Origin of the sequence: Brevundimonas aurifodinae, assembly GCF_040195595.1 — a bacterium.
GTDB classification, from domain to species: domain Bacteria; phylum Pseudomonadota; class Alphaproteobacteria; order Caulobacterales; family Caulobacteraceae; genus Brevundimonas; species Brevundimonas aurifodinae.
The window spans coordinates 102,608-126,930 of sequence record NZ_JBEGDD010000001.1 but is presented as its reverse complement, the minus strand read 5'-3'; the positions used below and the strand labels follow the sequence as shown (position 1 = coordinate 126,930).

Annotated in this window: 26 protein-coding genes and 1 pseudogene; 15 read left to right on the top strand and 12 right to left on the bottom strand. The window is 69.5% G+C overall.

Translation table 11 applies throughout. The features are described from left to right. Positions 1–2: 2 nt before the first annotated feature. From trpB to ABN401_RS00665, 6 genes are all read right to left on the bottom strand, one after another. Positions 3–1,187, bottom strand: a complete 1,185-nt coding sequence (gene trpB, locus ABN401_RS00690; RefSeq protein WP_349683243.1) for a tryptophan synthase subunit beta — start codon at positions 1,185–1,187, stop codon at positions 3–5. Between the two features lie 97 nt (positions 1,188–1,284). Further along, positions 1,285–1,917, bottom strand: a complete 633-nt coding sequence (locus tag ABN401_RS00685; protein ID WP_349682889.1) for a phosphoribosylanthranilate isomerase — start codon at positions 1,915–1,917, stop codon at positions 1,285–1,287. Further along, the gene (locus ABN401_RS00680; protein WP_349682888.1) at positions 1,914–2,330 is read right to left on the bottom strand and encodes a type II toxin-antitoxin system VapC family toxin; all 417 of its coding nucleotides are present in this window, start codon (positions 2,328–2,330) and stop codon (positions 1,914–1,916) included. Before ABN401_RS00680 ends, ABN401_RS00685 begins: the two co-directional genes overlap by 4 nt. Next, positions 2,327–2,578, bottom strand: a complete 252-nt coding sequence (locus tag ABN401_RS00675) for a type II toxin-antitoxin system Phd/YefM family antitoxin (protein ID WP_349682887.1) — start codon at positions 2,576–2,578, stop codon at positions 2,327–2,329. Before ABN401_RS00675 ends, ABN401_RS00680 begins: the two co-directional genes overlap by 4 nt. 188 nt (positions 2,579–2,766) lie before the next feature. Then, a complete protein-coding gene (locus tag ABN401_RS00670) occupies positions 2,767–3,456 on the bottom strand; it encodes a pseudouridine synthase (protein ID WP_349683242.1) in 690 nt (229 codons plus the stop codon). A 38-nt stretch (positions 3,457–3,494) separates the two neighbouring features. After that, entirely contained in the window at positions 3,495–4,394 is a 900-nt protein-coding gene (locus ABN401_RS00665) for a class I SAM-dependent methyltransferase (RefSeq protein ID WP_432763511.1), read from the bottom strand. Positions 4,395–4,494: 100 nt separating this feature from the next. On the opposite strand from ABN401_RS00665, the gene ABN401_RS00660 reads away from it, so the two are divergent. From ABN401_RS00660 to ABN401_RS00635, 6 genes are all read left to right on the top strand, one after another. Then, on the top strand, positions 4,495–4,749 hold the full coding sequence (locus ABN401_RS00660) for a type II toxin-antitoxin system ParD family antitoxin (protein WP_432763507.1): 255 nt from the start codon (positions 4,495–4,497) through the stop codon (positions 4,747–4,749). After that, on the top strand, positions 4,746–5,066 hold the full coding sequence (locus ABN401_RS00655; protein ID WP_349682884.1) for a type II toxin-antitoxin system RelE/ParE family toxin: 321 nt from the start codon (positions 4,746–4,748) through the stop codon (positions 5,064–5,066). Before ABN401_RS00660 ends, ABN401_RS00655 begins: the two co-directional genes overlap by 4 nt. After that, positions 5,063–5,815 carry a DUF72 domain-containing protein gene (locus ABN401_RS00650; RefSeq protein WP_349682883.1) on the top strand — a complete coding sequence of 251 codons (753 nt, stop codon included), beginning with the start codon at positions 5,063–5,065 and terminating at the stop codon, positions 5,813–5,815. Before ABN401_RS00655 ends, ABN401_RS00650 begins: the two co-directional genes overlap by 4 nt. 79 nt (positions 5,816–5,894) lie before the next feature. Beyond that, positions 5,895–6,953: an NAD(P)-dependent alcohol dehydrogenase gene (locus ABN401_RS00645; RefSeq protein WP_349682882.1), complete on the top strand. Its 1,059-nt coding sequence runs from the start codon at positions 5,895–5,897 to the stop codon at positions 6,951–6,953. A 241-nt stretch (positions 6,954–7,194) separates the two neighbouring features. Beyond that, complete coding sequence (phbB, locus tag ABN401_RS00640; RefSeq protein ID WP_349682881.1) at positions 7,195–7,920, top strand: acetoacetyl-CoA reductase; 726 nt, start codon at positions 7,195–7,197, stop codon at positions 7,918–7,920. Between the two features lie 49 nt (positions 7,921–7,969). Then, a complete protein-coding gene (locus tag ABN401_RS00635) occupies positions 7,970–8,767 on the top strand; it encodes a DUF4908 domain-containing protein (protein WP_349682880.1) in 798 nt (265 codons plus the stop codon). A 12-nt stretch (positions 8,768–8,779) separates the two neighbouring features. On the opposite strand, the gene ABN401_RS00630 is transcribed toward ABN401_RS00635, so the two are convergent. After that, positions 8,780–10,456: a thiamine pyrophosphate-binding protein gene (locus ABN401_RS00630; protein ID WP_349682879.1), complete on the bottom strand. Its 1,677-nt coding sequence runs from the start codon at positions 10,454–10,456 to the stop codon at positions 8,780–8,782. Positions 10,457–10,549: 93 nt separating this feature from the next. On the opposite strand from ABN401_RS00630, the gene ABN401_RS00625 reads away from it, so the two are divergent. Then, positions 10,550–10,687 (top strand): entericidin A/B family lipoprotein, encoded by a 138-nt coding sequence (locus ABN401_RS00625; protein ID WP_349682878.1) that lies wholly within the window; start codon positions 10,550–10,552, stop codon positions 10,685–10,687. A gap of 130 nt (positions 10,688–10,817) precedes the next feature. Beyond that, positions 10,818–11,195, top strand: a complete 378-nt coding sequence (locus ABN401_RS00620) for a YidB family protein (protein WP_349682877.1) — start codon at positions 10,818–10,820, stop codon at positions 11,193–11,195. A 9-nt stretch (positions 11,196–11,204) separates the two neighbouring features. On the opposite strand, the gene ABN401_RS00615 is transcribed toward ABN401_RS00620, so the two are convergent. Further along, a complete protein-coding gene (locus ABN401_RS00615; protein ID WP_349682876.1) occupies positions 11,205–12,020 on the bottom strand; it encodes a potassium channel family protein in 816 nt (271 codons plus the stop codon). A gap of 57 nt (positions 12,021–12,077) precedes the next feature. Between ABN401_RS00615 and dapF the strand changes: the two genes are divergently transcribed. Then, positions 12,078–12,956, top strand: coding sequence for a diaminopimelate epimerase (dapF, locus tag ABN401_RS00610; protein ID WP_432763506.1), 879 nt, complete (start codon positions 12,078–12,080; stop codon positions 12,954–12,956). On the opposite strand, the gene purH is transcribed toward dapF, so the two are convergent. Next, on the bottom strand, positions 12,928–14,532 hold the full coding sequence (gene purH, locus ABN401_RS00605) for a bifunctional phosphoribosylaminoimidazolecarboxamide formyltransferase/IMP cyclohydrolase (protein ID WP_349682874.1): 1,605 nt from the start codon (positions 14,530–14,532) through the stop codon (positions 12,928–12,930). The genes dapF and purH overlap by 29 nt on opposite strands. A 371-nt stretch (positions 14,533–14,903) precedes the next feature. Between purH and ABN401_RS00600 the strand changes: the two genes are divergently transcribed. Continuing rightward, positions 14,904–15,239: a DUF2794 domain-containing protein gene (locus ABN401_RS00600; protein ID WP_349682873.1), complete on the top strand. Its 336-nt coding sequence runs from the start codon at positions 14,904–14,906 to the stop codon at positions 15,237–15,239. A gap of 131 nt (positions 15,240–15,370) precedes the next feature. Here ABN401_RS00600 and ABN401_RS00595 read toward each other — a convergent pair whose 3' ends face one another. Further along, positions 15,371–16,120, bottom strand: a complete 750-nt coding sequence (locus tag ABN401_RS00595; protein WP_349682872.1) for a Bax inhibitor-1/YccA family protein — start codon at positions 16,118–16,120, stop codon at positions 15,371–15,373. A 151-nt stretch (positions 16,121–16,271) separates the two neighbouring features. Here ABN401_RS00595 and thpR point away from each other — a divergent pair, with 151 nt between their 5' ends. The 5 genes and pseudogenes from thpR (at position 16,272) to ABN401_RS00570 (ending at position 20,962) form a co-directional block, all read left to right on the top strand. Continuing rightward, positions 16,272–16,808: an RNA 2',3'-cyclic phosphodiesterase gene (thpR, locus tag ABN401_RS00590; protein ID WP_349682871.1), complete on the top strand. Its 537-nt coding sequence runs from the start codon at positions 16,272–16,274 to the stop codon at positions 16,806–16,808. Continuing rightward, positions 16,805–17,362: a GNAT family N-acetyltransferase gene (locus tag ABN401_RS00585; protein WP_349683241.1), complete on the top strand. Its 558-nt coding sequence runs from the start codon at positions 16,805–16,807 to the stop codon at positions 17,360–17,362. Before thpR ends, ABN401_RS00585 begins: the two co-directional genes overlap by 4 nt. A 52-nt stretch (positions 17,363–17,414) precedes the next feature. After that, positions 17,415–17,942 (top strand): lipocalin family protein, encoded by a 528-nt coding sequence (locus ABN401_RS00580; protein WP_349682870.1) that lies wholly within the window; start codon positions 17,415–17,417, stop codon positions 17,940–17,942. 137 nt (positions 17,943–18,079) lie between these two features. After that, a pseudogene (locus ABN401_RS00575) lies at positions 18,080–18,546 on the top strand (MmcB family DNA repair protein); the annotation flags it as partial. A 46-nt stretch (positions 18,547–18,592) separates the two neighbouring features. Continuing rightward, positions 18,593–20,962, top strand: a complete 2,370-nt coding sequence (locus ABN401_RS00570) for an NADP-dependent malic enzyme (protein ID WP_349682869.1) — start codon at positions 18,593–18,595, stop codon at positions 20,960–20,962. Positions 20,963–20,966: 4 nt separating this feature from the next. Here ABN401_RS00570 and ABN401_RS00565 read toward each other — a convergent pair whose 3' ends face one another. Together ABN401_RS00565 and ABN401_RS00560 are read right to left on the bottom strand one after the other, a co-directional pair. After that, positions 20,967–22,649: an AmpG family muropeptide MFS transporter gene (locus tag ABN401_RS00565; RefSeq protein ID WP_349682868.1), complete on the bottom strand. Its 1,683-nt coding sequence runs from the start codon at positions 22,647–22,649 to the stop codon at positions 20,967–20,969. A 51-nt stretch (positions 22,650–22,700) separates the two neighbouring features. After that, the gene (locus tag ABN401_RS00560; RefSeq protein ID WP_349682867.1) at positions 22,701–24,230 is read right to left on the bottom strand and encodes a response regulator; all 1,530 of its coding nucleotides are present in this window, start codon (positions 24,228–24,230) and stop codon (positions 22,701–22,703) included. Between the last annotated feature and the right edge of the window lie 93 nt (positions 24,231–24,323).

The window sequence follows — 24,323 nt, the reverse complement described above, 5'->3', positions numbered from 1 at the left end:
GCTCACAACTCCACGCCCAGATGCTTCGCCACGGCGAAGATGTCCTTGTCGCCCCGCCCGCACATGTTCAGCACCACGTCGCCGTCCTTGCCGATCTCGGCGGCGATCTCGCCGATGCGCGCCAGGGCGTGGCTCGGCTCCAGCGCCGGAATGATGCCTTCCAGCTGCGAGCACAGCTGGAACTGTTCCAGCGCCTCGACGTCCGTCGCAGACCGGTACTCGGCCCGGCCGATGTCCTTCAGCCAGGCGTGCTCGGGCCCGATGCCGGGATAGTCCAGCCCGGCGGAGATCGAGTGGCCCTCCAGGATCTGACCGTCCTCGTCCTGAAGCAGATAGGTGCGGTTGCCGTGCAGCACGCCCGGCCGCCCGCCCTGCAGCGAGGCCGCGTGGTCCGGCCCGTCAAGCCCGCGCCCGGCCGCCTCGACCCCGATCAGGCGCACGCCCGCGTCCTCGATGAAGGGGTGGAACAGGCCGATGGCGTTCGATCCCCCGCCGATGGCCGCGACCAGGGCGTCGGGCAGCTTGCCGCGCCGGGCCTGCATCTGGACCTTTGCCTCGCGCCCGATCACCGACTGGAAGTCGCGGACCATCGTCGGATAGGGGTGCGGCCCCGCCGCCGTGCCGATCAGATAGTAGGTGTCGGCGACATTGGTGACCCAGTCGCGCAGGGCCTCGTTCATCGCGTCCTTGAGCGTGCCGCGCCCGCTGGTCACCGGAATGACCTCGGCGCCCAGCAGTTTCATGCGGAACACGTTGGGCGACTGCCGCTCCACGTCCGCCGCGCCCATATAGACCACGCATTGAAGGCCGAAGCGGGCGCAGACCGTCGCCGTCGCCACGCCATGCTGGCCGGCGCCGGTCTCGGCGATGATCCGCTTCTTGCCCATCCGCATGGCCAGCAGGATCTGGCCCATGCAATTGTTGATCTTGTGCGCGCCCGTGTGGTTCAGCTCGTCGCGCTTGAACCAGATCTTGGCCCCGCCATGATGCTCGGTCAGACGCTCGGCGAAATACAGCGGGCTGGGCCGACCGACGTAGTGGGTCAGGAAGTCATCCAGCTCGGCCTGAAAGCTCGGGTCCGCCTTGCAGGCCTCATAGGCCCGGTTCAGCTCCAGCACGAGCGGCATCAGGGTCTCGGCCACGAACCGCCCGCCATAGGGGCCGAAGCGGCCGTCGGCGTCGGGCATGCCATATCTGTTGGGAATGGCCTGGTTGGGAATGATGGCGTTCACGGACGTCAGCCTCGGGTGGGGCAGGGGCCGAAATGCGGCCGGGCGGAAACGATCAGGCCACGGCCTTCAGAAAGGCCGCGATCCGGGCGGCGTCCTTAACACCCGGCGCGCTTTCCACGCCAGAGGACACATCCAGCAGGGGCGCGCCGCTGATCGCCGCAGCCTGGGTCGCATTGTCGGGGTTCAGCCCACCCGCCAGAAACCAGTCCCGCCGGAACGACCGCCCTTGCATCATCGCCCAGTCGAACGACGCCCCGACCCCGCCGGGCAGGTCCGAACCCTCGGGCGGCCGGGCGTCGAACATCAGGTGATCGACGTGATCTTCCCAGTCCGCGGCGGCGTCGAGGTCGCCTGCGTCCCGGACCGGCAGCACCCTGATGATCCCCGCCCCGGTCAGCGTCCGCGCCTGATGCGCCCGCTGGACGGTCTCGCGCCCGTGCAGCTGAATGTAGTCGGGCCTGAGGTGCGCCCCGATCCGGCTCAGCAGGTCGTCGTCGGCATCGACCGTCACCGCCACGATCTTCGCCCGCCCCCGCGCCCGCTCGAACAGCGGCCGCGCGTCCTCCGGCGAGATGTCGCGCGGGCTCTTGCCAAAGAACACCGCCCCGACGAAGGCCGCGCCGTGATCCAGCGCCGCGTCCAGCGTGTCGGCCGTCGTCAGGCCGCAGATTTTCACGCGGGTCATGCCTCCACGACCTGAAGACCCGCCTCGCGGGCGGCTCGAGCGAGCTCGATATCAAACGTGAACATGGCCGCTCCCAGTCGTTCCGCGATGACCAGATGCAGGGCGTCGGGCGCGCGCAGCTTCCCGTCCATTATGATCCGGGTGCGCGCAGACTGATGATCGGACGGGCGCAAGGCCGTCGCGCCGCCTATGCGATCGGTGAACTCGTCGATGGCGTGATCCAGCACCGGGATGAGCGCCACCGAGAGTTCGCCGCGGCGCGCCTTGGCGCGAATCGCGCCGCTGAACTCGGCCACCGTCCAATCGCTGACGAGCCAGTCGTCGCCTTGCTGGATCCGGCGCTGGGCCCGCTCGGACTCAGGCTCCACGGTCAGCGCCGCGACCAGAACGCTCGTATCGAGATAGACGGTCAATACCGGTAGTCGTCGCGCATGGCCTTGACGGTGTCCCTCAGCCCGGAGGTCGGCGTTCGTCCCGCCTCTCTGAGGCGTCTCATCCAGTCTCCGTCGATGGGTTGAGCGGATCGAGCCTCCGGTTCGATCGGGACGACCCGCGCCACCGCGCGGCCGCGCCGGGTGATGACGACGGCTTCGCCTTCCAGCATCCGATTGATCAGGCGCGGAAGCTGATCCTTCGCCTGCGCCATGGAATATTCGCTCATGACCGAAACATAGCCATCTAGATGGCCATTGTCGAGATCACCCTCTGCATAGCTCGGCGTCCGGGTCGCTGCCGCCTCGCACCTCCGCCGCCACGATCCGGCTGGCGATGACGGAGTAGGTGATGCCGTTGCCGCCCAAGCCCATGGTAGAAGCGGAGCCGTAAATTGCCTCGAGCGTCGCGGTTGCGTCAGGCGAAGATGGCGGCGACCTCGGCCTCGGTCGCGCGCCGCCACGCTCCGGGCTCCAGATCGGCCGGAAGCGCCAGCCCGCCCAGCCGTTCGCGGTGCAGGGCCTCGACGTGGTTGCCCACCGCCGCGAACATCCGCCGCACCTGATGATACCGCCCCTCGGTCACGGTCAGCCGCGCCTCGGTCGCCGTGATCGGCTCCAGCACCGCCGGGGCCAGCGGCTTGTCCTCGCCCTCCAGCACCAGGGTCCCCGAGGCGAACAGCGCGCCCTCCGTCCCGACCAGGGGCCGCGCCAGGGTCGCGTGATAGACCTTGGCCACATGGCGCTTGGGGCTGATGACCCGGTGCAGCAGGTCGCCGTCGTCGGTCAGCAGCAACAGGCCGCTCGTCTGCTTGTCCAGCCGGCCGATGGTCGAGATCGACGGGTCGCGCCGCCGCCAGCGGTCGGGCAGGACGTCATAGACCAGCGCCCCGTCCTCCTTGTGTGAACAGGTCATGCCCAGGGGCTTGTTCAGGATCAGCACCAGCCCCGGCGGCGGATCGACCGGCCGCCCGTCGATCACCATCCGCTCGGCCAGATCCGGCGTCACCGGAATGCGCCGGCTGACATCGGTCAGATCGACCCCGTCCAGCACGATCCCGCCGACCTTGCCCAGCCGCGCGATCTCGGCCCGCGAGCCATAGCCCATGGAGGACAGCAGCTTGTCGACCCGGGCGGTGGGGGTCTTCACTTGACGGCCTCGAACAGCTTGTAGCCGCCCCGGTCGGCGACCGGCCGAACCCGCTTGAAGGCCGCGTTCAGCTCGGCCTCATAGGGCAGGTGACGGTTGGCCACGAGCCACAGCACCCCGCCGGTCTTCAGCATCCCGGCCGCCTTGCGGCTGAAGGCCTGACCCAGCCGCCGATCCTCGGCCCCGCCGTCGTGGAAGGGCGGGTTGGAGACCACGAAGGCCAGATCGCCGCTGTCCGCAAGCGTCCGCGCATCGGCCCATTGAAAGGTCGCGCGCGGGTCATCGACGTTTCGCCTCGCGGCCTCGATCGCACGCCGATCCAGGTCGACCAGCCGCAGCGACGTGACGCCCGGGGCTCGCAAGACCACCGTCGCCAGGGCCCCATAGCCGCACCCCAGGTCCGCCCCTGCGCCCTTCAGCTCCGGCATATGGGCCGCCAGCAAGGCCGAGCCTGCATCGATCCGGTCCCAGGCGAAAACGCCGGGCTGCGACCACGCCTCCAGCCCCTCGACCTTTTGCAGCGCGCCGGCCGCGATCGCCGCGTCCAGCCCCATCACCGCGTCCGGCTTCACCACGACACAGCGCCGATGATGCGCCTTGGCGCTCTCGCCGACCTCCAGACCGAAGCCTTCCAGCTCCTTCCTAAGCCGCGACCCGCCCCGGTCCTTGGGCGCCATGACGTCCAGCCGTCCGCCCACCTTCAGCACCCGCAGCCCCTGCGCCAGGACATAGCGGCGCTCCAGCACCCCTGGTGGCGCATAGATCATCGCCGCCTCGACCGAACCATCGGCGAGACTTTCCAGCGCGGTCGAACCGGGGATCAGGGGCGAGGTCTGGGTGGCGTCGCCGGGCGGGTCGAACGCCAGCGGCGGCCGGCCATAGAGCAGGGTGATCATCGGCGGGTGATAGCGGGTCGCGGCGGGGGGCGAAACCTTCGCCGCCTCGACAGGGTTGCCAAGGTTTGCCATGATCAACCCGACGACACGGAGTTCGCAGATGGCCACGATGAACATCTCCCTGCCCGATCCGATGAAGGCCTGGGTCGAGGAACAATCCAGGGACGGCCGATATGCCAACGCCAGCGACTATGTCCGGGACCTGATCCGGCGCGATCAGGTCAAGGCGGAAAAGATCGCCAACATGCAGCGCTTGATCGACGAGGGCCGCGCGTCGGGCGTCAGCGATCGGACCATGGCGGACATCAAGGCGGAAGCCCTCGCCCGTATCGCGAAGCGGAACGCCGCTGCGTGAAGCGTCACCGCACGTCTCGCGAGGCTGACGAGGATCTCATCGCCATCTACGAACAGGGCTACGATCGCTTTGGACCCCGACAGGCCGGTCGGTATCTGGATGAGCTGGAGAGAGTGTTCGTAACGCTCGTGGATTTCCCGGGGCTTGGCCGCCTTCGGACGGAGCATCACCCAGCAGTGCGGATCTTTCCGTTCAACGCCCACGTCCTCGTCTATGAGGCGGACGATGACGGCGTGCTCATCGTCCGAGTCCGGCACGGGCGCGAAGACTGGCGAAGCGACCCGCGAGGGTCGGAAACCGAGCGGAAGCAATCATGACCCACCCCATCCGTGTCGGCGTCGGCGGCTGGACCTATGAGCCGTGGCGCGGCGACTTCTACCCCCTCGACCTGACCCAGAAGCGCGAGCTGGAGTTCGCCAGCCGGGCGCTCAGCTCCATCGAGATCAACGGCACCTACTATTCGACCTTCAAGCCCGACAGCTGGATGAAGTGGCGCGACGAGACGCCCGACGGCTTCGTCTTCTCGGTCAAGGCCAGCCGCTACTGCACCAACCGCAAGGTGCTGGCCGACATGGGCGAGTCCATGGACCGCTTCCTGGGCCAGGGGCTGACGGCGCTGGGCGACAAGCTGGGCCCCATCAACTGGCAGTTCATGGGCACGAAGAAATTCGACGCCGAGGATTTCGAAGGCTTCCTCAAGCTGCTGCCTCAGGAACGCGAAGGGGTTCGCCTGCGTCACGCCCTGGAGGTCCGCAATCCCACCTTCGACACACCCGCCTTCTACGATCTGGCGGCGAAGTACGGCGCGGCCATCGTCTATGCCGAGGACGACGAGGCCCCCGAATGGCCCCGCATCGACCAGCCGACCGCGGACTTCACATACGCCCGCCTGATGTCCAGCCGCGAGGACGAGCCGACCGGCATGACCTCGGCCGAGCTCGACGCTGTCGCCGCCCGGACCCGCGCCTGGGCGAAGCGGGGCGAGGTCTTCGCCTATTTCATCGCCGGGGCGAAGGTGCGCAATCCTGCGGCCGCCCAGGCCCTGATCGGCAAGCTGGCCGGTTAATCTCGGCACGCCGGTTGCCACGGGGCGGGCCCGGCCACATTTACGCCGTCACGTCCCCGCCAGCCGAGAGAATGCCCCCATGCCGATCGCCACACGCGCCTTCGCCGCCGTCGCCGCCGACAAGCCGCTGGAGCCCTACAGCTTCGACCGGCGCGACCCCGGCCCGGACGACGTGGCCATCGACGTCCATTTCTGCGGCGTCTGCCACTCCGACCTGCACGTCGCCACCAACGACCTGGGCAACACCCGCTATCCCATCGTGCCGGGCCATGAGGTCGCGGGCGTCGTGTCCGCCGTCGGCGCGAACGTCACCCGCTTCAAGGTCGGCGACCGCGTCGGCGTCGGCTGCATGGTCGACAGCTGCCGTGTCTGCGAGCCCTGCAAGATGGGCGAGGAACAGTACTGCGTCCCCGGCATGACCCAGACCTATGGCTCGCCCGACCCAAAGGGCGCGCCCGTCAACCAGACGATTACACAGGGCGGCTATTCCGACCACATCACCGTCGATCAGGCCTACGTCCTGTCCATCCCGGATTCGATCCCGCTGGAGGCCGCTGCCCCCCTGCTGTGCGCCGGCATCACGACCTATTCGCCGCTGAAGGAATGGAAGATCGGCCCGGGCTCGAAGGTCGCCGTCGTCGGCCTGGGTGGTCTCGGACACATGGCGGTGAAGCAGGCGGCGGCGCTCGGGGCCGAGGTCACCGTGCTGTCGACCTCGGACCGCAAGAAGGCCGACGCCGAGCGGATGGGGGCGAAGCACTTCCTGATCAACTCCGACAAGGCGGCCATGCAGGCGGCCGGCGAGACGTTCGACCTCATCATCAACACCGTTTCAGCGACGCATGAGATCGCCAGCCACATCCAGCTCCTGGCGCGCGACGGCACCATGGTCATGCTGGGCCTGACCACCGAGGGCCTGCCGGTCTATGCCCTGCCTCTGCTGTGGCGTCGCCGCCGCATCGCCGGCTCGCTGATCGGCGGCATCCGCGAGACCCAGGAGATGCTCGACTTCTGCGCCGAGCACGGCATCGCGTCGGACGTCGAGGTCATCGCCCCGTCGGAGATCAACACCGCCTACGAGCGGATGGGCCGCTCGGACGTACGGTACCGGTTCGTGCTGGACATGGCCCGGCTCTGATCCTCACCCGCGCAGCGGGGGAGGGGGACCGCCGCGCGCTTGCGCGGGGGTGGAGGGGGCGGCTCCAGACGCGATGTGCGCGTCCGCCCCCTCCACCACGCTTCGCGCGGTCCCCCTCCCCCGTTTCGCTTCGCTGCACGGTGGAGGATTTCCTACCCTCGACCCTCGACCCTCCGCCCGCTACACCTTGTCTCGAACAGGCCCCGCACCAGACGGGTCCGTCAGGGACAGGAAACGACAGATGGCGCGCGTGGCATTGGTCACCGGGGGCACCCGGGGCATCGGCAAGGCGATCGTTCAACGATTGAAGGAAGACGGCATGGCCGTCGCCGCCGGCTATTCCGGCAACACCGAAGCCGCCGAGGCCACGGCCCGCGAGCTGGGCGTCATGGTGGTCAAGGGCAACGTCGGCTCGTTCGAGGACTGCCAGCGCGCCGTGGCCGAGGTCGAGGCCGAGCTCGGCCCGATCGACACCCTGATCAACAACGCCGGCATCACCCGCGACGGCTTCTTTCACAAGATGAGCCACGACCAGTGGTCCGACGTCATCCGGGTCAACATGGACAGCGTGTTCAACATGACACGGCAGGTGATCAACGGCATGCGCGACCGGGGCTTCGGCCGGATCGTCAACATCTCCTCGATCAACGGCCAGAAGGGCCAGATCGGCCAGGCCAACTATTCGGCCGCCAAGGCCGGGATGATCGGCTTCACCAAGGCCCTGGCGCTTGAAAACGCTCGCAAAGGCGTCACCGTCAACTGTATCGCGCCCGGCTATATCGACACCGAGATGGTCGGCGCGATGGACCAGAAGGTGCTGGACTCGATCATCGCCCAGATCCCCGTGGGCCGCCTGGGCAAGGGCGAGGAGATCGCCGACATGGTGTCCTGGCTGGCGGGCGAGCGTGCCGGATATGTCACAGGCTGCACCCTGTCGCTGAACGGCGGTCAGTATCTGGTCGGCTAGGTCGCCGTCTGCCCAAAATCCGCCCCGCGTCCGGCGCAACGCTGGGTCCATGAGATGCACGGTCAGGGTCGAGGCGGCGCGATCGCCGCTCCCGGCGGCGATGGCGTTCGCCGTCGCCGCGCTGGCGGCCCCGATTCTGATCGCCCTGCCCACCCCTTCCGAAGCCCAGGTGCGGGGCAACGCCCAGGCCGAGGCCAGCCGCGCCCTCGCCATACGCCCCTCCCGCGCGGGCCAGCCGCCGTCGGGCCGATACGTCTCCGAGAGCGGCGAGGCCTTCATCTTCGACGGAACCGGGGCGCTTCCGCTGTTCCGTTTCGAGCGCCGGGCCGAGACCTGGGTGCTGCGCCCCACGCCCGCCCCGCGCGGCGATGTCATCTACAGGAACGACAGCGGGACCCAGATCCTGCGCGTCACCCACGGCGGCGGCATCACCCTGTACACCGTCCGCGCGCCGGGCGGCTCTCCGGCCTCGATCACGGGTGGCGCCGAGCCTTTGACCCTGCCGACCCTGGGGCCGGTGCGTTTGTTCAGCCTGATGAACCAGCGCGGCAGCCTGGTCAGCCAGGCCCTGGGGCGTCTCGTCGTCATCAATCTGACAGGCGAGCAGTCCGAGGCCCTGATGGTCGACGCCCTGGTGGTGACGACCGAGGCGGTCATCCGCATGGCGCGGTCGCCGACCTTCCGCGGGTCCCTCGGCGACCTGCGCAGCATCACCCTGGTGGAGGGCCGCCGCGCCTCGGTCACCTTCCGCGACGGCGACCTGCGGGTGATCGTCAATCCGGACCAGAGCCTGGCCGGTCGTCCCTCGTCCTCGACCATCATCCGCGCCGTCGCCGACGGGGGCTGAGAGGGGCCCCGATCAGCCCGCCCGCAGGCCGCTGATGGTCCGGTTGGGCGCGATGTCCTCGGCCGAGGTGATCAGGTGCACCAGCGCCGGCACACCGCCGGACCCCGCCGCTTCGCGCGCCGCTTCTAGCGCCCGGGCAAAGTCCTCGGTCCGCTCGCAGCGCACGCCGAAAGCCCCGAACGCCCGCGCATAGGCCACGAAGTCCGGATTCTTCAGGTCCGTCGCCACCACCCGGCCGGGATAGTGGCCCTCCTGGTGCATCCGAATGGTGCCATAGGTGCCGTTATCGACCACGATCACCACGACGTTGATCCCGTGCTGCACGGCCGTGGCCAGTTCCTGACCGGTCATCAGGAAGTCGCCGTCGCCCGCGACGCAGACGACTTCTTGATCGGGATGGATCGACTTGGCCGCGATCGCCGCCGGATAGCCGTAGCCCATGGCTCCGGAGGTCGGAGCCAGCTGGGTCCGGCAGGCGCGGTGTCGATAGAAGCGGTGCAGCCAGGCGGCGAAGTTTCCCGCGCCGTTGGTCACGATGGCGTCGGCCGGCAAGGCCTCGCCCAGATGCGCCATGCACTCGGCCATATTGACCGCGCCCGTCACCGCCACCGGCGTCGAAAAGGCCTGATAGTGGTCGTGCGCCGCCCGTGCCTGATCGTGCCAGGTCCGCCCCGGCTCCAGCGTGGCCAGGGCCTCGGCCGCCAGACTGTTGTCGGCCACGGCGCTCATCAGCGTCGGCCAGACCCGCCCCAGCTCCTCGGCGCCGGGATGGATATGGACCAGGGTCAGCGCCGTGTGCGCCCGATCGAACAAGGTGTAGCCCTGGGTGGGGTTCTCCCCCAGCCGCGCGCCGATGGCGATCAGCAGGTCGGCGTCCCGCGCCCGCTTCATCAACTCCGGATTGCACCCCAGCCCCAGGTCGCCGGCATAGTTCGTCCGGGCGTTCGACAGGATGTCCTTTCGCCGGAACGACAGGGCGACCGGCAGGCCCAGACGCTCGGACCAGTCGCCGATCACGGCCGCCGCCTCGTCGGTCCAGCCCGACCCCCCCAGCACCAGCAGCGGCCGCTCGGCCCAGGCCAGCCGCGCGCCCAGGTCGGCCAGGAACCCCGCGTCCAACCCCGCCTTCGCCGGCACCACCGCCCGTACGGGCTCGGGCCCGCCGTCGGCATGCAGCAGGTCCTCGGGCAGGCCGATCACCACCGGCCCCATCCGCCCCTGCAGCGCCGTGGCGAAGGCCCGCTCGACGATCTCGACCGTCCGCTCCGGGCTCTCGATCTCGGTCGCCCATTTGGCCAGGCCGCCGAACACCTCGCGGTAATCGACCTCCTGAAAGGCGCCCCGGCCCCGGTCCGACAGGGCGATCTGGCCCACGAACAGGATCATCGGCGTCGAATCCTGATGCGCCGTGTGCACCCCGATGGAGGCATGGGTCGCCCCCGGCCCCCGTGTGACCATGCAGACGCCGGGCCGCCCCGTCAGCTTGCCATACGCCTCGGCCATGTTCGCCGCGCCCGCCTCATGCCGGCACGTCACCACCTCGATCCCGGGGTGATCCACCAGGGCGTCCAGCACCGCCAGATAGCTCTCGCCCGGCACGCAGAAGACCCGCGTCACCCCGTTCAGGACCAGGGTCTCGACGAGGCGACGGGCGGCGGTTCCGGGGGGCTGAAGTCGGGTCTGTGTCATGATCAGCGCACTAGCAGACGCGACCACCCGGGGCCATGGAACCGTATGGCGACGCTTCGAGTTATCGGAGCTTCGCCATTTGGAGTTTCCACCATGAAGAAGATCGTCACCCTGTCCCTGATCGCCGCCGCCATGGCCGTGTCGGCCTGCAACACCGTCGCCGGCGTCGGCCGCGACGTCCAGGCCGTCGGCGGCGCCGTCGCCTCGGGCGCCGAAGAAGCCAAAAACTGATCCTTCGACCCCGGCCGATCGATCTGGAAAGCCCGCCGCGCCCCGGCGGGCTTTTTCGTCTTCACCCTATCGCGACATGACTGCGTCACCGTAACGCGCCAGTCTGATCCCTCACCGGCGGAGAGCGATCATGGGACTGATGGACAGCGTGCTGAACGGCCTGGGCGATCAGGCGGCGGGCGGTCTGGGCGACCTGCTGCAGAGCCAGGGCGGCGTCGCCGGCTTGGCCGAACGCTTCGGCGGGGCGGGTCTGGCCGACACGATCCAGTCCTGGATCGGCACCGGGGCCAACGCCAATATCACCCCGGAACAGATCGCCCAGGTGCTGGGCTCCGGCCCCATCGCCGACTTCGCCGCACGCCTGGGCATCTCGCCCGAACAGGCGTCCGAGACCCTGGCCGGCCTCCTGCCCGAGGCGGTCGATCGGCTGACGCCGGGCGGTCAGGTTCCGGGTAGCCAGAGCGGGGGCGGAATCGCCGACCTCATCGGCGGCTTCCTGCGGCGCTGAACCGGTCGATCAACGGCCCTCGTCGGGGATGCACAGGATGTTGCCGCACGCCTTGCAGTGGACCGCGTCCGGATCGTGGACCTGCAGGCCGCAGCGTTCGCACGGAAACTTGACCTTGTGCGGCCGCAGCAGGGCCTGACCCAGCCGCACGAACAGCGTCACCCCCGCCAGCATGATGACGATCGACACGATCCGCCCCCAGGGTCCGGGCAGCAGGACGTCGCCGTATCCGGTCGTGGTCAGGCTGGTCACGGTGAAATACAGGGCGTCGATCCACCCCGACAGCCCCTCGGTCTTGCCCAGGAAGGCGGTGTAGACGAACCCCGTCGCCACGAAGACGAAGGTGACCAGCGCGGTCAGGGCCTTGGTCACCCCCTCCACCTCGGTATCGTCGTAGCGCCGGCCGATCGTGCGCCAGAAGAAGTCGGAGTTGATCAGGGTCCAGAGCCTGAGCACCCGCAGGAAGCCCAGATTGAACAGCCAGGCCGGGAACAGCAGGGTCGCCAGGATGAAGATATCGACCCAGACGATCGGCCGTCTCAGCCAGTCCTTGATGTCCGAATAGCAAAGCGCCCGCGCCGCCAGGTCCGCCGCCAGCAGGGCCGCGATCAGATAGTCGATGACGTAGAAGGCCAGGGGCTGGTCGCGCAACAGGGGCGCGGCGATGAAGAAGGCGATGATCAGCAGATCGACCACCAGCACCGCCAGCCGGAACCGTACCGCCGTCTTCGAGCCGCCATGGTACAGCGCCCTCAGCCGCGCTCTCAGTCGCCACCCCGGGCGGTCCGATCCATTGCCCTGCGGGGTCGTGTCGGTGGTGGCCATGCCCTGTCCTAACGCGCGTCGCTCGCCTTCGGAACCGCCCGGCCCTATATGCCGCGCATGAGCGGGCGTCCCTTCGTCAAGATGAATGGCTGCGGCAACGACTTCGTCGTGGTCGACGCCCTGTCGCGCCCCTTCGCCCCCGATGCGGAACAGGTCCGCGCCCTGTCGGACCGCCGCACAGGCCAGGGATTCGACCAGCTGATCGCCATCGAACCGTCGCGGCCGGAACAGCCGACCGCCGACGCCTTCATGCGCGTCTGGAACGCCGACGGCGGGGCGGTCCAGACCTGCGGCAACGCCCTTCGCTGCATCGGCTGGATGCTGATGGAGGCCTCAGGCACCGACAGCGTCGTCATCGACACCCTGGGCGGCCCCACCGTGGCCCGCCGCGCCGGTCCCGATCGCATCACCGTCGACATGGGCCCGCCCCGTCTCGACTGGACCCAGATCCCCCTGTCCGAAGAAATGGACACCCGCGGCATCGAGCTTCAGATCGGCCCGATCGACGCGCCGCTGATCCACACCCCCGGGGCGGTCTCGATGGGCAATCCGCACGTCGTCTTCTTCACCGACCGGCTGGACGACGCCTTCGTCACCGGCTCCGGCTCCCTGATCGAGCATCACCCCCTGTTCCCGGAGGGCGTCAACGTCGGCTTCGCCCATGTGCTGGCACCCGACCGCATCCGGCTGCGGGTCTGGGAACGCGGCGCGGGCCTGACGAAAGCGTGTGGAACGGGGGCCTGCGCCGCCCTGGTCGCGGCGCACCGCCGGGGCCTGACCGGCCGCCGGGCCACCGTCGTCGTCGACGGCGGCGAGCTCGACATCGACTGGGACGAAACCACCGGCCACGTCCTCATGACCGGTCCCGTGGAGGTCGAACGGACGGGGACGCTGTCGGTCTATGCGATCAGTGGCGGAATACCCGCACGCCGGTGAACGCCATCGCCAGGTTCAGCTCGTCCGCCGCCGCGATCACCTCGTCGTCCCGGATCGATCCGCCCGGCTGGATGATCGCCGTCGCCCCCGCCTGCGCCGCCTCGATCAGGCCGTCCGCGAAGGGGAAGAAGGCCTCGGACGCGCAGGCGGAACCCTGGGCCAGCGAGTGCGCCAGCCCCTTGGCCTCGCCCGCCTCGCGCGCCCGGATGGCAGCGATGCGCGCACTGTCGCGCCGGTTCATCTGGCCCGCGCCGATGCCGGCGGTCTGGCCGTCCTTGGCATAGACGATGGCGTTGGACTTGACGTGCTTGGCCACGGTGAGGGCGAACAGCATGTCCTCGACCTCCTGCGGCGTCGGCTGGCGCCGCGTGACGATCTTCAGGTCGGCGGGGGCGATGCGGCTGACGTCGCGGGACTGCACCAGGAAGCCCCCCGCCACCGAGCGGAACACCTCTCCGGCCGCCAGCGGATCAGGCAGGCCGTCGGTCAGCAGCAGGCGCAGGTTCTTCTTGGCGGCGAAGGCGGCGCGCGCCTCCTCATCCGCACCCGGCGCGATGACCACCTCGGTGAAGATGTCGGTGATGGCCCGGGCGTCGGCGCCGGTGAGTCCACGGTTGACGGCGATCACCCCGCCAAAGGCCGAGACGGCGTCGCCCTCGAGCGCGCGTTGATAGGCGTCGGCCAGATCGCGACCCACGGCCACCCCGCACGGATTGGCGTGCTTGACGATGACGCAGGCCGGGGCCTCGAACTCGGCGACCAGCTCATAGGCCGCGTCGGCATCGGCGATGTTGTTGTAGCCCAGCTCCTTGCCCTGGACCTGCTCGGCGCGGGCCACGCCGGGCCGAACCTCTCCCGTGCGATAGAAGGCCCCGGTCTGGTGCGGGTTCTCGCCGTATCGCAGCGTCTGGGCCAGCGAACCGGCCATCGACTTCCGCGCCGGGGCCCCGTCCTCGACCTGGCCCGCGAACCAGCCGGACACCGCCGCGTCATAGGCCGCCGTCCGCGCGAAGGCCCGCGCCGCCAGCCGCTTCCTCAGCGCCAGCGAGGTCGTCCCGTCGGCCTTCACCGCCGCCACGATCTCCGCGATCGAGGCCGCGTCGACCGCCACCGCGACATAGCCATGGTTCTTGGCCCCCGAGCGGATCATGGCCGGCCCGCCGATGTCGATGTTCTCGACCGCGCTGGCGAAATCGCCACCGCCCGCAATCGTTGACTCGAACGGATAGAGGTCGATCCAGACGATATCGATGGGGCCGATCCCGTGGGCCTCCATCGCCGCCCTGTGCTCACCGGCGTCGCGCACGCCCAGCAGGCCGCCGTGGACCACCGGGTGCAGGGTCTTGACCCGCCCGTCCATCATCTCCGGAAAGCCGGTCAGATCGGCCACATCCTTCACCGGCAGGCCGAACCCCGCGATCGCCGCCCGCGTGCCGCCGGTCGAGATCAGCTCCACCCCCGCCGCGTGCAGGGCCCGCGCCGCCGCTTCAAGCCCCCCCTTGTCGGACAGGGAGATCAGCGCCCGGACCGGACGGACGGCGTCGGGGGCGGGCGGAAAGTCGGGGGCGGCGGGCATGGCGGGCTTCCGAAGCGGGGAGAGGGAGGGGCGCGCGGCCCTTAGCATCCCGCGCGGCGGCCCGTCACCTGACCCCCGGACAGCAAAACGCCCGCCGTGCCGGAGGGGGGGGAGGAGGCAGGGCGGGCGTCTCGCTTTGGAGGAAGCGTCGGCCCGGCGGAGCCCTTCGTGGACTCATCCAGGGGGGCTGGGGGGGCTGTTCAGGATCCGGGACGCTTCCGAACTCCGTCAGGCCGACACTGGATATCTCGCGCCCACATCTGTTCGCCGAAGGACCGAAACGGGGCCTTTTCGTGTCGTGGCGAATTTTCCGTTCACGGTGGCTTCTGGGCGCGCTGGCGTTTGTTTCCCGGCCGCCTAGACTGGCCGCGATGAGCCTCGATCCCTCGCCTCCTGTCGGCGCGTCCGCCTCGGTCTTCTTCGACCGGCGCGAGCTCGATCCGATCCTGCGTGTCTACGGCCGCATGGTGGCCCAGGGCGAGTGGCGCGACTACGCCATCCTGGGGGGCCGGGACGCCGCCGAGTTCGCCGTGTTCCGCCGGTCGGGCGACGCCCCGGCCTACCGCATCGAGAAGCGCCCGGCGCTACAGACCCGCCAGGGCCAGTGGGCCGTCATCGGCGAGGGTGGCCAGGTCCTGCGCCGCGGCCGCGACCTGCCCCAGGTCCTGCGCGTCTTCGACAGCCGCAGGTTCCAGGTCGTCGAATAGAAAAAGGGCCCCGGCGTCACCGCCGAGGCCCTTCCTTCTCATGGCCTACGCTCGCCTCGCGGAGGCTCGCGACTTGAGGCCCGTTCTTGGTCGCCTATCCTCGCCTCGCGGAGGCTCGCGACTTGAGGCCGCTATTCCCGGTTGCCGCCCATGAAGGCCAGCAGGAACTGGAACAGGTTCACGAAGTTGATGAACAGGCTCAGCGCGCCGAAGCCGGTCGCCACGCCCAGCGCCGCGCGATCGCCGCCCAGGGCATAGTAGGTCATCTTCAGCCGCTGGGTGTCATAGGCGATCAGGCCCGAGAAGATCAGCACGCCCAGCGCCGAGATGATCAGGTAGAAGGTCCCGGACTGCAGGAAGATGTTGACGATCGAGGCGATGATCAGGCCGATCACGCCCATGATCAGGAAGCTGCCCATGCCCGACAGGTCCTTCTTGGTCGTGTAGCCGACCAGCGACAGGCCGCCGAACGCCGCCGCCGTCACGAAGAAGGTCGAGGCCAGGCTGCCGCCCGTATAGCGCAGGAACAGCACGCCCATGCCCGCGCCGATCGAGGCGACCACGGCCCAGTAGAGCATGTTCACGCCGCGCGCCGTCGGGTTCTTCATGAAGAACATCGAGCCGAACAGCAGCACCAGCGGCAGGAACTGGATCACCATGCCCAGCACCGTCAGCCCCAGACGGCCGTCGGCGGTCCGCGCGAACAGAAGCTGCTGCACGGGCTCGTAGGTGCCGGTCACGAAGGCCAGGGCGCCCGCGACGGCGAGGCCGAGGGCCAGCTTGTTGTAGACGCCCAGCATGAAGCTGCGCAGTCCGGCGTCCACGGCCATATCGGCCGGGGCGGACGCCGGGGTCGAGAAACCGTTTCTGAAATCGCTCATCGCGAGTGTGATCTCCATAAGGGGCCGGGGCGAAGGCCTTCGGTCCGTGTAACATGTAATATCGTGCAGGCGTGTCTCTGACGCAAGGGAATGGACGCCGCAGGGGTTCCCGCCCTTTCGCCGAAAGCGGCCGACCGCTACCACCTGACGCATGCTCCGGCTGTTCACCGCCCTCCCCATCCCCTTCGACGTCGCCGAGACCCTGGCGCGGCGCCAGTCGGGCCTGCCCGGCGCGCGCTGGCGAACGGCCGAACAGCTGCACCTGACCCTGGCCTTTTACGGCGAGGTCGACGAACGCCGCGCCGACGACCTGGCGGCCGAGCTGTCGCGCATCCCCGGCGGCCCCCTCGACATCGCGCTGAAGGGCGTCGGCACTTTCGGCGATGCGTTCCGCAGCCACGCCGTCTGGGCGGGCGTCGAGCCGAGCGAGAAACTGACCGTGCTGGCCGGCCGCTGCCGCGCCGCCGCCGAACGCGCCGGAATCCGCACCGAGCCCCGGACCTATCGGCCCCATGTCACCCTGGCCTATCTGAAGACCCAGACCGACCCTGCCCGCGTCGGGGCCTGGATAACCAACCACAATCTGCTGGCCAGCCCGCCGATCCGCATCGACCGCTTCGGCCTCTATTCCAGCGTCCTGACCGACACCGGCAGCCACTACGACCTCGAACGGGAGTATCCCCTCTGACCGCTCCCGGCCCCCTCCTTTCCGGACCCGTCCTCCAGACCGCCCGACTGACGCTGCGCCCCACGGCGATGGAGGACTTCCCGCGCTGGGCCGAACAGATGGCCCATCCCTCCTCGCGCTTCATCGGTGGCCCCCAGGCCCCCGAGGTCGCCTGGCGCGGCTTCATGGCCATGGCCGGCGCCTGGACCCTGACCGGCGTGGCCATGTTCTCCCTGATCGAGCGGGACACCGGCCTGTGGCTGGGCCGGATCGGGCCCTGGACGCCCCTGGGCTGGCCCGGCACCGAGGTCGGCTGGGGCCTGCATCCCGACGCCATGGGCAAGGGCTATGCGAAGGAGGCCGCCGTGGCCTGCATCGACTACGCCTTCGACGTCCTGGGCTGGACCGAGGTCATCCACTGCATCGACCCCGACAACACTCCGTCCCGGAACCTGGCCATCGCGCTGGGCTCCACCAACCTCGGCCCCGCCACCCTGCCGCCGCCCTTCCAGGACCACCCCGTCGATCGCTGGGGCCAGAGCCGCGAGGCCTGGCGGGCTCGCCGGGCTGCCTGAGAGCAACCGCGGCGCGCCTTGGTCCGTATCTCCCCACCATGGGAGAGACCGCATGATCCGCCACCTGATCGCCGCCACGACCGCCACGGCCCTGTTCGCAGCAGCCGCCGGACCAGCCCTGGCCCAGGCCAGCGCCGTCGATCTCGACCGCTTCGACGGCCGCTGGTTCGAGATCGCCCGCAACCCCAACGGCATGCAGCGCGACTGCAGCCGCGCCCAGATCGACTTCAACCCGTCCGCGCCCGGCCGCTACGCCATCCTGGTCACCTGCACCCGCCGGCCCAGCGGGGATGTGGAGACCCTGCGCGCCAACGCCCGCGTCACCGACACCGCGACCAACGCCAAATTCCGCTTCAGCCTGGCGGGCCTGCTCAGCTTCGGCGGCCTGGCGTCCCAGCAGTACTGGGTGTGGGATCACGCCCCGGACTACAGCTGGGCCATCATGGGCCTGCCCGACAAGTCCAGCTGGTGGGTCTGGCACCGCAGCCAGAGCCCGGCTGCCTCGGTGCGGACATCCACCCTCGCCCGCGCCCGCGCCCTCGGCTTCAACACGACCAACGCCGTCCACACCGGACGATAAACCTGGGGGCACGCATCCTGGGGGCCGCGCCCCCAGACCCCCGGCTGCGCCTAACGCTCGCGACGCGGTCGCTCGCTGCTTGAGCCGCGATTGGCCACCTCGCTTGCTCCCGGAACACAAGCGGAACATAGTGGGTCATGCCCGCCGCCGCCGTTCATCTCGAACTGGTCTTCAGCCGTCCCGAGACCACGCTGTCGGTTACGCGCGGGGCGGCGCGGCTGCTGGCGGACATGGGCTATGCGCCCCTCTTGGAGGTCGGCCTGCCGAACGGCCGTCGCGCCGACGTCATGGCCTTGGGTCGCAAGGGCGAGATCGTCATCGTCGAAGTCAAGTCGGGGCCAGAGGATTACCGCGTCGACCGCAAATGGCCCGAGTATCTGCCCTTCTGCGACGCCTTCTTCTTCGCCGTGGGGCCGGAGTTTCCGCAGGACCTGCTGCCCGGCCACCCCGGCCTGATCGTCGCCGACGGCTTCGGCGGCGCCGTGATCCGCGAAGCCCCGGCGACGCCCCTGGCCCCCGCCCGCCGCAAGGCCCTGACCATCGCCTTCGGCCGCCTGGCCGCGATGCGGGCGATGCGGGAATAGGTCGAGGTCGGTTGTCCCTCCCGGCCCGCCCCGCTACGACGGTCGGGCCGCCAGCCGAGAGCCTTCATGCCCGACCAGACCGACAAACAGACCTTCTCCGACCAGGAGGCGCTGGATTTCCACCGCCTGCCCCTGCCGGGCAAGATCTCCATGGCCCCGATCAAGCCCATGGCGACCCAGCGCGATCTGTCGCTGGCCTATTCGCCCGGCGTCGCCGTGCCGGTGCGGGCGATCGCCGAGGACGCCGACCGGGCCTATGACTACACCTCCAAGGGCAATCTGGTCGCCGTGATCTCGAACGGCACAGCCATCCTGGGCCTGGGCAACCTGGGCCACATGGCGTCCAAGCCGGTGATGGAGGGCAAGGCCGTCCTGTTCAAACGGTTCGCCGACGTCGACAGCTTCGACGTCGAGGTCAAGACCACAGACCCGGACGAGTTCATCACCGTGGTCAAGAACATCGGCGACACCTGGGGCGGCATCAATCTGGAGGACATCAAGTCCCCCGAATGCTTCGTCATCGAGTCGGAGCTTCAGGACCTGCTGGACATCCCCGTCTTCCACGACGACCAGCACGGCACGGCCATCATCTCGACCGCCGGCCTGATCAACGCCTGCCACATCACCGGCAAGAAGCTGGAAGACATCAAGGTCGTGCTGGCGGGCGCCGGCGCCGCCGGACTGTCGTCGATCGGCCTGATGAAGGCCGTCGGCGTGCGGCCCGAAAACACCGTCATCTGCGACCGCGACGGCGTGGTCTACAAGGGTCGTCCCGAGGGCATGGACCAGTGGAAGGCGGCTCACGCCACCGACACGCCGCTGCGCACCCTGGCCGAGGCCATGGTCGGGGCCGACGTGGTGCTGGGCCTCTCGGCCAAGGGCGCGATCACCAAGGAGATGGTGGCCTCCATGGCCCCCAATCCGATCATCTTCGCCATGGCCAATCCCGACCCGGAGATCACGCCCGAGGACGTCAAGTCGATCCGCTCCGACGCCATCATCGCCACGGGCCGGTCCGACTACGTCAACCAGGTCAACAACGTCCTGGGCTTTCCCTACATCTTCCGGGGCGCGCTCGACGTGCGGGCCCGCCGCGTCAATCACGAGATGAAGATCGCCTGCGCCCACGCCCTCGCCCAGCTGGCCCGCGAGGACGTGCCCGACGAGGTCGCCGTCGCCTATCGCGGCAGGAAGCTCAAGTTCGGCCCCGACTACATCATCCCGACGCCCTTCGATCCGCGCCTGATCTGGTACATCCCGCCCTTCGTCGCCCAGGCGGCGATGGACACCGGCGTCGCCCGGGTCCGCATCGACGACATGGACGCCTATCGCGCCCGCCTGCGCGAGCGGGTCGATCCCTCCGCCGCCCTGATGCAGAAGATCAGTTCGGCCGTGCGCGCCGCGCCGAACAAGCGCGTGGTCTTCGCCGAGGGCGAGGAATCGACCGTCATCCGCGCCGCCTGGGCCTTCAAACAGGCCGAGCTGGGCACGCCGATCCTGATCGGCCGCGAGGAGCTGATCCACCGGAACGCCGCCGAGGCGGGCCTGAACTTCGACGAGATGGGCATCCAGATCGTCAATGCCCGGGTCTCGGACATGAACGAGGCCTACACCGACTGGCTGTACGAAAAGCTTCAGCGGCGCGGTTACCTGCGCCGCGACGTCCAGCGGATGATCAACCAGGACCGAAACTACTTCGCCGCCGCCATGGTGGCGCGCGGCCAGGCCGACGCCATGGTCACCGGCACGACCCGCAACTTCAACATGGTGCTGAAAGAGGTCCGCCGGGTTCTGGACGTCAAGGGCGACAGCCTGATCGGCCTGTCGATCGTGCTCGCCAAGGGCCGGACCCTGTTCATCGCCGACACCTCGATCCACGAACTGCCCTCGGCCGAGGAGCTGGCCGACATCGCCATCCAGGCCGCCGCCACCGTGCGCCGTCTGGGCCGCACCCCGCGCGTGGCCTTCCTCAGCTACTCCACCTTCGGCAATCCGCCCGGAGAGCGCGGCGAGAAGGTGCGCGAGGCCATCCGCATCCTGGACCAGAAGGGCGTCGATTTCGAATACGAGGGCGAGATGCCGCCAGAGCTGGCCCTGGCCCCCGAGCAGCGCGCCAACTACCCCTTCATGCGCCTCAGTCGCGAGGCCAACATCCTGGTCATGCCCGCGCTGCACTCGGCGGCCATCTCGACGCAGCTGGTCCAGGCTCTGGGCGGGGCGACCGTGATCGGGCCGCTTCTGGTCGGGCTGGAGCGGTCGGTCCAGATCGTGTCCCTGGGCGCCTCGGTCTCCGAGATCATCACCGCCGCCACCTTCGCCGCCTACGAGGAGGGCGTCACCGTCGAGTTCGAACCCGAGGACGAGACCGCCGCCCCCCACCCCAGCCCCGCCGCCGAACGATCGATGGCGGCGACGGCGGTGCCGCCGACGGTGTGACCGGTCAGGCGGCGGGGGCCTTCCTCGCCTCCAGTCCCAGCCGGACCCATTCGATCAGGACGAAGACGATGGCCGCTACGCCCAGCCAGGCCGCGATGATGAACATCGGGGCATAGCCCTGGGCCTCGACCAGCTCGCCCAGGGCCCCGCGCCCCAGGGTGCCGATCAGCAGGGCCAGCGAGATGAAGACCGCGAACTGCACCGCGCCGAAGGTCTTGTTCGACAGGGCCGACAGGTAGGCGACGAAGGCTGCGCCCGCGAAGCCGCCGGCGACGTTCTCGCCCGCGATCACCACCATCAGCCGTGACAGGGGCTCGCCGATCTGAAAAGCGCCGAACAGACCGTAAAGGCCCGTCGCCGACATGAAGGCCCCGACATTGGGCGCGCCCTGCGCCAGGTCCACGAACAGCAGATTGGTCGCCGACGTCAGGATCGCCCCGAGCAGCAGGCTCCACATCCGGCCGATGGCCAGGAGCGCCCAGCCGCCGAGCGCGATGCCGACGATGGTCATGACCACGCCAAACGTCTTGGACGCCAGCGCCACCTCGGCATTCGTATGCCCCAGCGCCCCGCCCTCGGTGCCCATGTAAAACGGAAAGGCGAACGGACCCCACACCCCGTCGGTGATCCGATAGGTCAGGATCAGGCACAGCACGACCACAGCGCCCCAGCCCAGCCGTCCCATCAGCTCGACCAGCGGGGCGAGGATGGCGTCGTACAGAGTGTCGGCCAGCTTCGGTGCCGCCGCGCCCTCGGCTGCCGTCGCCGCCCGGCCCTTCCAGACGATCAGGCCCGCGAGGGCGGCAGGCAGGATCACGGTCGCGGCCACGATCCACGGGCCCCAGGTGGCGGTGAAGTCCCTCGCGCTCGGTGCCGGCGTCACGGTCAGGGCCTCGACCATGAACTGGATCAGCATGAAGGCCGCCCAGCCCCAGGCCAGCAGCGTCGCCGCCAGCACGGCCAGCCTCAGTGTCGGCGATCCGCGGCGCTCCCGCGCGACCGAGGCCTGCGAGGTCGGCGTCGGCTCCGGCGCGATCAGGGTGCCGATCAGGCCCAGCCCCATCAGCAGGCCCGCCGTGGCGAACACGCCGGGCCACCCCATCGCCTCGGCCAGCAGCAGGGCCCCGGCTCCGCCCGCGAGGGCGGCGGTCCGATAACCCAGCTGATAGATCGTCGACAGAAGATCGATGGGCACGCGCTCATCGGCGACCTCGATCCGCCAGGCGTCGATCACGATGTCCTGGGTCGCAAAAGCGAAGGCTCCCAGCGCGGCTCCCAGCGCTAGGGGACCGAGCACGCCGCTCTCGGGTCGCGACAGGGCGACGAGGCCGAGCGAGATGGCAATGACCACCTGAAGGCATAGCAGCCAACTGCGTCGGCGGCCGAAGCGGGCGCCGATCACCGGCGGGATCCAGCTGACCACCGGGGACCACAGGAAACGGAAGGCCCCGAACAGGCCGATCCAGCTGAGGATGCCGATAGTCGCGATCGACACCTGGGCCTCGGTCAGCCAGGCGTTCAGGGTGCCGATCAGCATGGCGAACGGCAGACCCGCCGAAAAGCCGAGCAGCAGCATGGCGAGGGTCCGACGCTCGCGGAACGCCGCCTTCAGCACGGCCAGGCCCTTGGGCTTCAGGTCGGTCGCGGCGACCTCGGTGGCCGGATCGCTGGAAGTCGGGGTGGTCATCGTCGGAACGGCCTCATGTCTCGGCGGCCGCCGGTCTGATGCCGACTGGCCTTAAGCGGCTGCGACCTTGGCGCGGATGTCTCCGGCCGTCCAGCGGGCCAGCGAGGCTCGCAGCGCGTCGAGCTCCAGGGGCTTGACCAGGTGATCGTTCATCCCGGCCTCGAGGCAGGCCCTGCGGTCCTCCTCGAAGGCATTAGCGGTCAGGGCGACGATGGGCGTGCGGTCGCCGGTGGCGCGGATGGCCCGGGTCGCGGCCGGTCCATCCATCCCGGGCATCCGCATGTCCATGAAGACCAGGTCATAGCGGGCGCGCTTCAGGGCCTGGACCGCCTCCTCGCCCGTTCCGGCGGTCTCGACGACACAGCCCTCGCGACGCAACAGGGTCTTGGCCAGCAGCGCCCCGACCGGATTGTCCTCGGCCAGAAGGACGCGGGTCCCGGCGAACCGCACCGGCAGGACGCGGTCGTCCTCCGGCGGGGCGGCGCGACAGCCGGCCGGCACCGGGTCGCCCGCCGAGGCCGCCGCCAGAACCCGCTCCACCAGGGACGCCCGGCGCAGGGGCTTGATCAGATAGCCGTGGAAGCCGGCGCCGCGATAGCGCGCGATCAGGTCGCGCTCGGACGGCTTGAGCAGGATCACCGCCCTGCCGGACGACGGAGCCAGGACCATCGGCTGGCCCGCGCCTGCGGCTTCGGCATGGTCGATCAGGCTGACAGGCGCGACCTCGTCGGTGGGCCTTCCCCCGCTCGCGGCGACCTGGGCCCGAGCGGCCTCGAGGACGAAGGGATCGGGCGAGCGGACGGCCACGAACATCCCCTCCAGGGGCCGGGACCGGGGGGCGACGTCCGGAGCCGCCGCGAAGGAGGCCTGAAAACGGAACCGCGAACCGCCGCGCCCGTCCTGGCCGGGACGGTCGGCGACGGTGACCTTGCCGCCCATGGCCTCGGCCAGACGCCGGACGACAGCCAGCCCCAGGCCCGCGCCATCGTGCCGGGTGGCGTCCGAGGCATCGACATGGCCGAACTCCTCGAAAATCCGGTTCCGGGCGGATGCCGGCACGCCGGGCCCGGTGTCATCCACGATGAAGGCCAGTGCGGGCTTCCGATCCGTGCCGCCGGCCCGTTCCACGGCGATGCGAACGCCGCCGGTCTCGGTGAACTTGACGGCGTTGCCCGCCAGATTGAACAGCACCTGCCGCAGACGACCCTCGTCGGCCATGACGTCGATCGCCTCGGGCGCGACCGACCAGACGATCTCCAGCCCCTTGTCGTGCGCCCGGGGACTGATGAGCTCGGCCACGCCCCGGACCAGGCCCTCCAGGTCCACGGGCGCCAGATCGAATTCCAGCTTGCCGGCCTCCAGCCGGGCGTAGTCGAGCAGATCGTTGACCAGGCCCAGCAGATGCTCGGCCGATTGCTGGGCGGCCTCGGCATAGGCGCGCTGGGCCCCGTCCAGTCGCGTGCGGGTCAACAGGCCCAGCATGCCGATCACGCCGTTCAACGGGGTGCGCATCTCGTGGCTCATCAGCCGCAGGAAGGGATCGGCCGCCCCCACGGCCTCACCGTTCGGCGAACCGGCCATGGCCGCCTTCGCGATCGCCGTCTTCGACGCTGGTCCGCCCGTTCGCCGCGCCATGCGCTTCTCCCCGTTCACGGCCATCGTGGCGAACAGGGC

Excerpts from the sequence above, each read along its gene's own strand:
- ABN401_RS00620 (WP_349682877.1), top strand. The coding sequence starts at position 10,818 with ATGGGACTGATGGACAGCGTGCTGAACGGCCTGGGCGATCAGGCGGCG.
- thpR (WP_349682871.1), top strand. The coding sequence starts at position 16,272 with ATGCTCCGGCTGTTCACCGCCCTCCCCATCCCCTTCGACGTCGCCGAG.
- ABN401_RS00645 (WP_349682882.1), top strand. The coding sequence starts at position 5,895 with ATGCCGATCGCCACACGCGCCTTCGCCGCCGTCGCCGCCGACAAGCCG.
- ABN401_RS00675 (WP_349682887.1), bottom strand. The coding sequence starts at position 2,578 with ATGAGCGAATATTCCATGGCGCAGGCGAAGGATCAGCTTCCGCGCCTG.
- ABN401_RS00615 (WP_349682876.1), bottom strand. The coding sequence starts at position 12,020 with ATGGCCACCACCGACACGACCCCGCAGGGCAATGGATCGGACCGCCCG.
- ABN401_RS00670 (WP_349683242.1), bottom strand. The coding sequence starts at position 3,456 with ATGGGCTATGGCTCGCGGGCCGAGATCGCGCGGCTGGGCAAGGTCGGC.
- ABN401_RS00685 (WP_349682889.1), bottom strand. The coding sequence starts at position 1,917 with ATGACCCGCGTGAAAATCTGCGGCCTGACGACGGCCGACACGCTGGAC.
- ABN401_RS00635 (WP_349682880.1), top strand. The coding sequence starts at position 7,970 with ATGAGATGCACGGTCAGGGTCGAGGCGGCGCGATCGCCGCTCCCGGCG.
- ABN401_RS00600 (WP_349682873.1), top strand. The coding sequence starts at position 14,904 with ATGAGCCTCGATCCCTCGCCTCCTGTCGGCGCGTCCGCCTCGGTCTTC.
- dapF (WP_432763506.1), top strand. The coding sequence starts at position 12,078 with ATGAGCGGGCGTCCCTTCGTCAAGATGAATGGCTGCGGCAACGACTTC.
- ABN401_RS00650 (WP_349682883.1), top strand. The coding sequence starts at position 5,063 with ATGACCCACCCCATCCGTGTCGGCGTCGGCGGCTGGACCTATGAGCCG.
- ABN401_RS00660 (WP_432763507.1), top strand. The coding sequence starts at position 4,495 with ATGGCCACGATGAACATCTCCCTGCCCGATCCGATGAAGGCCTGGGTC.
- ABN401_RS00665 (WP_432763511.1), bottom strand. The coding sequence starts at position 4,394 with ATGATCACCCTGCTCTATGGCCGGCCGCCGCTGGCGTTCGACCCGCCC.
- ABN401_RS00560 (WP_349682867.1), bottom strand. The coding sequence starts at position 24,230 with ATGGCCGGTTCGCCGAACGGTGAGGCCGTGGGGGCGGCCGATCCCTTC.
- trpB (WP_349683243.1), bottom strand. The coding sequence starts at position 1,187 with ATGCCCGACGCCGACGGCCGCTTCGGCCCCTATGGCGGGCGGTTCGTG.
- ABN401_RS00630 (WP_349682879.1), bottom strand. The coding sequence starts at position 10,456 with ATGACACAGACCCGACTTCAGCCCCCCGGAACCGCCGCCCGTCGCCTC.
- phbB (WP_349682881.1), top strand. The coding sequence starts at position 7,195 with ATGGCGCGCGTGGCATTGGTCACCGGGGGCACCCGGGGCATCGGCAAG.
- ABN401_RS00570 (WP_349682869.1), top strand. The coding sequence starts at position 18,593 with ATGCCCGACCAGACCGACAAACAGACCTTCTCCGACCAGGAGGCGCTG.
- ABN401_RS00565 (WP_349682868.1), bottom strand. The coding sequence starts at position 22,649 with ATGACCACCCCGACTTCCAGCGATCCGGCCACCGAGGTCGCCGCGACC.
- ABN401_RS00580 (WP_349682870.1), top strand. The coding sequence starts at position 17,415 with ATGATCCGCCACCTGATCGCCGCCACGACCGCCACGGCCCTGTTCGCA.
- ABN401_RS00595 (WP_349682872.1), bottom strand. The coding sequence starts at position 16,120 with ATGAGCGATTTCAGAAACGGTTTCTCGACCCCGGCGTCCGCCCCGGCC.
- purH (WP_349682874.1), bottom strand. The coding sequence starts at position 14,532 with ATGCCCGCCGCCCCCGACTTTCCGCCCGCCCCCGACGCCGTCCGTCCG.
- ABN401_RS00625 (WP_349682878.1), top strand. The coding sequence starts at position 10,550 with ATGAAGAAGATCGTCACCCTGTCCCTGATCGCCGCCGCCATGGCCGTG.